Source organism: Actinomadura logoneensis, assembly GCF_003428695.1.
In the GTDB taxonomy this organism is placed as follows: Bacteria; Actinomycetota; Actinomycetes; order Streptosporangiales; family Streptosporangiaceae; genus Spirillospora; species Spirillospora logoneensis.
Genome location: NZ_QURH01000050.1, coordinates 21,010 through 28,742 on the forward strand (window position 1 = coordinate 21,010; position 7,733 = coordinate 28,742).

Below are 7,733 nucleotides of genomic sequence, written 5' to 3' on the forward strand. Positions count from 1 at the left end.
CTAACGTCCGTTCCGCTGCAGTTTCCCAGGCAAAGGTGGTTCGTGAAATGCGGAGTCTCGCCGAGCGTCCCGAGGACGTGCCTTCGGTGTTCGCCGAGCGGTTCAACAGCGGTGATCTGGAGGCACTGGCGGAGGTGTACGAGGACGGCGCGGCGTTCGTCCCCACGCCGGGGACGGCGCTGACCGGCGAAGCGGCACTGGCGGCGAACGCCGACTTCGTCGGTCTCGGCCTTCCCATCGCTGTCGAGCCGAGGCATGTCTACGCGACGGACGACCTCGCCCTGCTCGTCGTGGACTGGGTCATCGACGGTGTGGGACCCGACGGCGTCCGGACCCACATCGAGGGCACCGCCACCGACGTCGCCCGCCGAGGAGCGGACGGCCGCTGGCGCTACATCATCGACAATCCCTTCGGCACGGCCAGAGGAGACACAGACGCACCAAGCAGCAAGTGAATGAAGCCGGGCCACGCACGTCAGCGTCACAGCGCCCCCGCCTGTCCTCAGGTGCTCGCCGCCCCGCGCCCCAAGTCTGCCGCGGCGACCCGCACGCGTGAGTCAGGTGGCCACGCGTCCGCATAACGCACGCCGACCGAGTAGCCGGGCGTTCTAGCGAGAGGCGAGGGATCACCAGGCGGCGGCAAACCGCATGCGTGAATCGGATGGCCATTCGTTGGCAGCACGCGCCGAGCGCGTAGTCAGGTGTTCTGGCGGGCTGGGCGTGGGGTTACCAGGTGGCGGCGACCCGCACGCGTGAGTCAGGTGGCCACGCGTCCGCATAACGCACGCCGACCGAGTAGCCAGGCGTTCTGGCGAGGAGTGGGATCACCAGGCGGCAAACCGCATGCGTGAGTCAGTGGGATCACCAGGCGGCAAACCGCATGCGTGAGTCAGGCGGCCACGCACAGCACGCACAGAACGGGTAGCGAGGTGTTCTGGTGAAGGGTGGAGTTACCAGGTGGCGGCGTTTTTGAAGGAGGTGGGGGTCGGGGTGTAGGCGAGGGCGGTTCGGGCGGCGGTTATGTCGTAGGTGCGGTCCTGGGCCAGGTGGCTGATGGCGTAGCGGGTCAGGCGGGGCGGGTGCGAGATGCGGGCCAGGAGGTAGGCGGCTTCGGCGAGGGTCGCGACGGCCTTGGCCGGACGGTGGGGGAGGTAGATGGGGCGCGCGCGGATGCCCCGTTCGGCGAGAAGGGTGCGTAGGGCGGTGTCGAGAAGAACGGGGGCGGCGTCGGTGATGTTGTAGACGCCCGGTGGGGCGGTCAGTGCCTGGCGGCAGGCGTGGACGAGGTTGCCGATCGACGTGAGGCTGACGCATTGGCGGCCGGTGCCGACGGCGGGGAGGACGGGTCCTCGGACGGCGGACAGCACGCGGGGCAGCAGCGTCGTGTCGCCGGGACCGTAGACGGCGTGTGGACGGAGGACGACCGCGTCGGGGCGGCGCAGCACGAGGCGTTCGGCGGCGGCCTTGGACGCGCCGTAGGCGTTGATGTGGCGGGTCGCGGGTCCGGCCGACTCGGGGGTCATGTCGTGCGGGACGTACGGGTCGTAGACGCTGGCCGTGCTGACGTGGACGAACCGGGCGTCCGGCCAGGTGGCGAGCGCGTTGCGCGTGCCCAGGACGTTGACGGCGAAGAGGTCGGCGGCGCGGCCCCAGTCGGTGACGCTGCCCGCGCAGTGGATCACGGCGTCGACGGGAGGGGGTGCGGACAGCGGGCCGTGGGTGAGGTCCCAGAAGCGGTGGCCGGGTCGGCGTCCGAACGTGATGACCTCGTGGTCGGCGGCCAGGGCGCGGGCGACGGCTCCGCCGACGAAGCCGGTCGCCCCGGTGACGGCGATCCTCATCGGACGGCCTCCCGCAGCAGGTCGCGGTCGAGCTTGCGGGTCCGGCCGGAGCGGGGCAGGGACGGCAGCACGACGATCCGGTCCGGCAGGGCGTCGTGGTCGATGAGCTGCGGGAGGCGGCGGCGCAGGGAGGCGGGGTCGGCGGTCCCGGTCACCGCGAGGACGACCTGCTCGTCGCCGGTCTCGGCGTCGGGGACGCCGACGATGGCGGCCTCGTCCACGCCGTCCAGGGTGCTGATCGCGGGTTCGTACAGCCCCGGGTACAAATTGAACTTGCCGCGGATGAGCATGTCCTTCTTGCGTCCGATGAGTACCAGCCGGTCACCTTCCCTGCGGACGAGGTCGCCCGTGGGGAGTTCGGTGATCGGGGCCTCGCCGAGGTAGCCGCGGCACAGGTTCGGGCCGGACAGCCAGAGTTCGCCGTCCGACGCCACGCGCGTACCGACGAGAGGAGTGCCGAGGAGGTCGCCGCCGCCCGTGTGGGCGAGCTTCTCCGTGGCTGACGCGATGGCGACGGGCAGGATCTCGGTCATCGCGTAAACCGAAAGCACCTCGGCGTGCGGCGCGGCCTCGACGGCGCGTCTCAGCACACCGGCCGGGGCGGGCGCGGCCCCCAGCAGGACGTACCGCAGTGACCTGGGCAGGGACGGCTCCACGTCCAGGATCTCCGCGAGGTGCACCGGGACGCAGAACGTGTGCGTCGCGCCGCGTTCGCGGAGCTGCAACGCGAACCGCCTCGGGGACGCGAACAGCGGCGGCATCGACCAGCGCGCGCCGGAGACCAGCGTGGGGAGTCCCAGCATCAGCTGGTCCGTGTGGACGACATCCCCCGGCCCGAGCGGCAGCCGCTCCCGGAAGAGGTCGAGCGCGGCGGCGAGCGACGCCTGCGTGTGGACGACCGCCCGCGGCTTCTCGGTGGTTCCGGACGTGAAGATGACAGCCGCCGGCGCGTCCGGATCCAGCTCGAAGTCCGAACCCGACACGTCCGAACCCGACACGTCCGAGCCGGACACGTCCGAGCCGGACACGTCCGAACCCGCCGCTTCCGCACCCGGCAGTGTCGGAGCCCGTCCCGGAAGAGGCATTCCCCGGCCGGCGACCAGGACGTCCCGGGTGGAGGTCTCCGGCACGGCGGTGGCGAGGAGCGCGTCCAGGCTCAGGGAGCCGCGCGGGACGCCGGGGAGGCGGCGGCCGACGTGGATGTGGCGGAGCGGGAGGTCCGCGAGGTGCGGAAGGAGGAGGCCGCGGCGGCGGGCCAGGGCGCGGACGGGCCGCAGGCGGCTCGCCGCGTACAGCACGGACTCGGCGGCCGACCAGCGCGGGGACGCCAGGCGCAGCCGGGCCGCGAACATCTCCGGGCCGGCTCCGGGGTCGGCGAACACGACCACTCCCCCGGCGGCGACCACGCCGAGCGCGAGCACCAGGCTGTCCGGGGACGGACGGACCGAGAAGAGGACACCGTCCCCCGCCCGCATGCCGTTCGCCCGCAACCCGGTCCGGACGGCCAGGACCCGGCGGCGCAGCTCGCCGTAGGTCAGCTCCGTCCCGTCCCCCGCGACGAGCGCCACCGCGGACGGCGTGCGCGCCGCCTGTTCCAGGAGCCTTGCGATCAGCGTCATCGAGCGTTCCCCTCCCCGGCGCGCCGGACGCGCAGCCGACGGTATGTCGGAATCAGCACGCCCCGGGCGGCGCTCCGATGCGTGATCGTCAGCGGGCCGCCGGCCAGCAGCGTGCGGGTGACGGCCCGGATCTCGGCCATGGCGAGCGGGTAGCCGAGGCAGAAGTGCGGCCCGGCCCCGAACCAGAGTCTCCGCAGCTCAGGAGGCATGGGACGGGACGAGTCGAACGGCCCGTACGCGCGGCAGCAGTTGTGCGTCGCGATGAGGACGCGGTCGCCCGGCCGCACCGGCACGTCCGCGATCCGGGTCTCGGCGTGGACGCTGCGCAGCATCACGGGCGTCGGCGTGGTGACGCGCATCGCCTCGTCGATCGCGCGGTCCAGCGCCACGGCCCCCGACGACGCGGACGCCGGGGCACGGCCCGCCCCAGCATCCGGGCACCCGGACATCGCAAGCGAGGCGGGAGCCGTGCTCTCCTGGCCGAGCGCGACGGCGGTGCCGGTGTCGTGGAGCAGCGCGATGAGGCGCGGCACGAGCGTCGCGACGGTTTCGGTGCCGGTGAGGAAGAACGCCCCGGCCGCGCCACGCGCCTCGTCCTCCGACAGGCCGAGCGCGCGCATCCGGCCCATCACGGTCGTGGACGAGCCCTCCGCGTACGCCTTCGCCGCGATGTCGCCCAGCGGGTCGAGGACGGCGCGGGCGCGGGCGATCTGGGCCGGGGAGAGGCGGCGGGTGCGGAGCGACACCATCGCGACGATCCGCTCGCCCGCCTCGAACAGCGACCGGTGGTCGTCCTCGGAGGTGGTCTCCAGACCGATGACCCGGCTGATCACCGCGCCCGCCATCAGGCGCATCATGGCGACGACGTCGACCGACTCGCCGCGTTCCAGCCGCGCCGACACCTCCCGCAGCGGACCGGCGAGGACGTCGTCCACCAGGGTCTCGGCATAGCCGGGCGTGAACAGCTCCGCGAGGCGGCGGCGCAGCGAGCGGTGCGCGTCGCCCTCCATGTTGAGCAGCACGGACGGCCCGAGCACCGGCGTCCAGAGGTCGCCCGGCGATCCGGGACCGTCCTTGCGGAACGTCTCGCCGTCCATCAGGACGGCACGCGCGCACTCGGCGTCGTTCACGACGACGCCGACCCCCGGCACCCGCACGGCCGGGCCCAGCCGGGACAGGCCGCGGAGCAGCGGATACGCCACCGGATGCGCCGCCATGTACAGCCGCGCCTCCCAGCCCGGCCGCAACCGCGCCACCCGGTTCGGCCGGGGTGAGGACCGAAGCGGTTCCATATGGTCCCCCTTCAGCGGATGTCGACGACGGCGGGCCGGTAGCGGTGGTCGGCGTACCAGCCGAGGGTGCGCAGCAGCCCGAAGGCGCGCAGTCGGCGGACGGACCCGTAGACGACGACGTCGGAGCGCAGTCCGTAGCGGTCGGTCAGGTAGCGGACGCGGTTGACCAGCGCGCGGTCCTCGTGGACGTCCTCGATGCGGGTGCGCGGGAAGCCGCCCGCGCGCACGTACAGGTCGGCGTCGATCGCGACGTTGCAGCCCGGCATCATCACGTACGGGCCGAGGTAGAGCGGGTCCTGGTTGCCCGGGCGGAAGCGCCCGAACGTCGCGGCGAGCCCGACCACGGACGGCAGCAGCCACCGCTCCCACGCCCGCAGCGGGAACTCGTCGGTGCGCGGACGCAGCGGTCCGCTGACCATCTCCAGCCCGTCGTCGAACGCGCGCTTCACCGCCGCGACCCAGCCGCGTCCGGGCAGGCAGTCGGCGTCGGTGCGGGCGACGTGGGTCGCCCCGGCGGAGATCGCGTGCCGGACGCCGGTGTCGGCGGCGGCCCCGGTGCCCTTCACCGGCTCCCGGACGATCCGGATCTCGGGTTTCGGATGCGCCTCGGCGAAGTCCCGGACGACGGCGGCCGTCCCGTCCGTGCTGGCGTTGTCGACGACGACCACCGTGAAACCGGGGTCGGTCTGCTCGGCGAGCCGGCGCAGCGTCGCGCCGATCGAGCGCTCCTCGTTGTAGGCGGGGACGACGACCCAGAGGTCCATCACAGCTCCATGAAGATCACGCCGAGGCTGACGCCGCCGGCCAGCCCGATCATCGCGACCCGGTCGCCGGGGCCGCAGCGGCCGTCCCGCCACGCGGCGGCGAGCTGCACGGGGAGCGTCGCGGACGCCATGTTCCCGTGCTCCGGCAGCGTCACCACGAGCCGGTCCGCCGGGATGCCGAGCACCGACCGCAGCACCTCCAGGTACGGCACCGTCACCTGGTGGACGGCCACGACGGCGAAGTCCTCCCAGGTCAGGCCGTTCTTCTCGAGCGCGGACAGGAAGATCTCGGGACCGGCGGCCAGGAACGCGTCCTTCAGCCGCCGGCCGTCGCCGCTGAAGTACGTCGCGTCCGGGTCGCGGGGGCGCATGGACCCGCCGCCCGGCAGCGTCCCGATCCGCCACGCCGACGACACGGCGGCGAAGTCGCGGTGGAAGATGCCCCGGCCGTCCGGGTCGGCCTCCACGAGGACCGCCGCGCCCGCGTCCGAGAGGGTGTATCCGGCGAACGCGTCCACGAACTGGGCCCGGTCGCGCACCCGCCACCGGACGGCCCGCGACGGTGACTCGCCTGTGCAGACCAGCACCCTCTCGGCCTGGCCGGTCCGGATCAGCGCGTCCGCCGTCTGCAGCCCGTTCAGGAAGCTGTTGCAGGCGTTCTTGACGTCGAAGACCGGGCAGGAGACGCCGATCTTGTCCGCGACGATGTGCGCGGTCGCGGGCTCCACCAGGTCCTGGGACGCGGACCCGAAGACCAGCAGGTCCACGCCCGCCGGGTCGGTCCCGAGCCGCCGGACGGCCTCGGCCGCCAGGTCCGACGCCTGCTGGTCGGGCCGCATGACGTGCCGGGCGCGGATCCCGGTCATCCGTTCGACGATGGTCGGGTGCGGCCGGTACCCCTCGATCCGCGCCTCGACCTCGGCGCTGGTCAGCACGGTCTCGGGCAGGTACGAGGCCGCACCGGCGATGCGGGCTCTGATCACGGTGTCCCCCGGTCTCGGTCGTGTTCGCTCACCCTCAGCGTCGTCCTCCCGCCGGTCCTCCCGCCAGGGGCCGGGTACGGAATCCGGCTGCGTGATGCACTCATCCCGGTCTGAGTACTTGCGCGGATGAAGGAGACCGTCCGGGATCCCGGCCTTCGGAACGTCGGCGTCCAGCAGTCACGCCAGGCCAGGGGTCGTCGCGGGATGCGGGTTCGTCCCGAGGCCCGTCCGGCGACCGCGCGACGGCACGGTCGGGGCGGCACCCGTCGGGGCGGCACGGCCGGGGCAGCACCGTCGGGCGGCACGGTCGGGCTCCGGAACGACGGTCTTCTCCGCGGGAGCCGCCCGCGCGCGGCTCAGGTGCCGGTGACGTGGCCGCATCCGCCGTCGAAATTCGGCGGCCTGGACAGGTCGTAGGGGTCCTCCAGGCGGCCCGTGCTGTCGCCGCCGCCCGGATCGCCGGGGAAGGTCGGGCGGATCCAGTCGCCGCGGGACGAGCACGGCACGGGCGCGGCGGACCGTCCGATCCGGCTCACCCAGACGCCGACCTCGCCGTCCCGGCGCGTCACCGTGAAGGTCACCGTGCGGCGGACGACCACCCGCTGCACGCGGTCGGGACGCTTCGGCGGATGGACGGCGTACACGAAGTTGTGGTCCGTCTTGACGCTCATCCCGTCCTTGGACGGGGACGGCGTGACCGTGCCGTGCACCTTCACGACGGGGGTCGCGGCGACGACGCTGCCGGGGGCGAACGCGTTCATCCAGGCGCGCCGCGAGGCCAGGCCCTTGGCCTGCCCGGGGTCGAGCGCGCCTTCGAGGGGCCGGGTGTCGCCGAGGTAGACGGTGGCGGGGGTGAGGTCGGCGGCGACGAGGATCCGCTTGATCCTGGCGTACGCGGCCTCGACCTCCGTCCGGGTGAGGTCGGACGTGGCCTTGGCGGCGGGCATGGCGAGCCCGGCCTCGCCGTCCTCGTAGGCGGCGGCCGGGCTGCCCGCGAACGGGTCGGACGGCGGCGTCGCCGTGGGCGTCGGGCTCTGGAGCCGGAAGGTGACCGAGGACGGGCCGGGCGAGTCGTCGCGTCCGAGCCACCACATCCCGGTCGCCGCTCCGCCGAGCAGCAGCACGACGCCTCCGACCAGCGCGGACGCCTTCAGGTGGCTCATCGCCTCGCCGCCGGACGCGCCGCCCGTCCGGCGCGGCGGGCGCGGCAGGCCCGCCCGCGGACGGCCGCCCC

The 7,733-nt window shown here is 73.6% G+C and carries 7 protein-coding genes; 1 reads left to right on the top strand and 6 read right to left on the bottom strand.

Features of this window, described 5'->3' with window-relative positions; genetic code table 11:
* The first annotated feature begins 47 nt into the window (after positions 1 to 47).
* Positions 48 to 455: a YybH family protein gene (locus tag DZF91_RS02840; RefSeq protein WP_117355948.1), complete on the top strand. Its 408-nt coding sequence runs from the start codon at positions 48 to 50 to the stop codon at positions 453 to 455.
* A gap of 495 nt (positions 456 to 950) precedes the next feature.
* Here the strand turns inward: DZF91_RS02840 and DZF91_RS02845 are convergent, their stop codons facing one another.
* From DZF91_RS02845 to DZF91_RS39350, 6 genes are all read right to left on the bottom strand, one after another.
* Entirely contained in the window at positions 951 to 1,841 is an 891-nt protein-coding gene (locus DZF91_RS02845; protein WP_117355949.1) for an NAD-dependent epimerase/dehydratase family protein, read from the bottom strand.
* On the bottom strand, positions 1,838 to 3,460 hold the full coding sequence (locus tag DZF91_RS02850; RefSeq protein ID WP_117355950.1) for a class I adenylate-forming enzyme family protein: 1,623 nt from the start codon (positions 3,458 to 3,460) through the stop codon (positions 1,838 to 1,840). The genes DZF91_RS02845 and DZF91_RS02850 overlap by 4 nt, the downstream gene beginning before the upstream one ends.
* Positions 3,457 to 4,752, bottom strand: a complete 1,296-nt coding sequence (locus DZF91_RS02855; protein WP_117355951.1) for a cytochrome P450 — start codon at positions 4,750 to 4,752, stop codon at positions 3,457 to 3,459. Before DZF91_RS02855 ends, DZF91_RS02850 begins: the two co-directional genes overlap by 4 nt.
* 11 nt (positions 4,753 to 4,763) lie before the next feature.
* Positions 4,764 to 5,516, bottom strand: a complete 753-nt coding sequence (locus DZF91_RS02860) for a glycosyltransferase family 2 protein (RefSeq protein ID WP_117355952.1) — start codon at positions 5,514 to 5,516, stop codon at positions 4,764 to 4,766.
* Positions 5,516 to 6,499, bottom strand: a complete 984-nt coding sequence (locus DZF91_RS02865) for a 3-oxoacyl-ACP synthase III family protein (RefSeq protein ID WP_235834032.1) — start codon at positions 6,497 to 6,499, stop codon at positions 5,516 to 5,518. The genes DZF91_RS02860 and DZF91_RS02865 overlap by 1 nt, the downstream gene beginning before the upstream one ends.
* A 356-nt stretch (positions 6,500 to 6,855) precedes the next feature.
* Positions 6,856 to 7,733: hypothetical protein (locus DZF91_RS39350; protein WP_199486361.1), on the bottom strand; the 878-nt coding region annotated here is incomplete at its 5' end.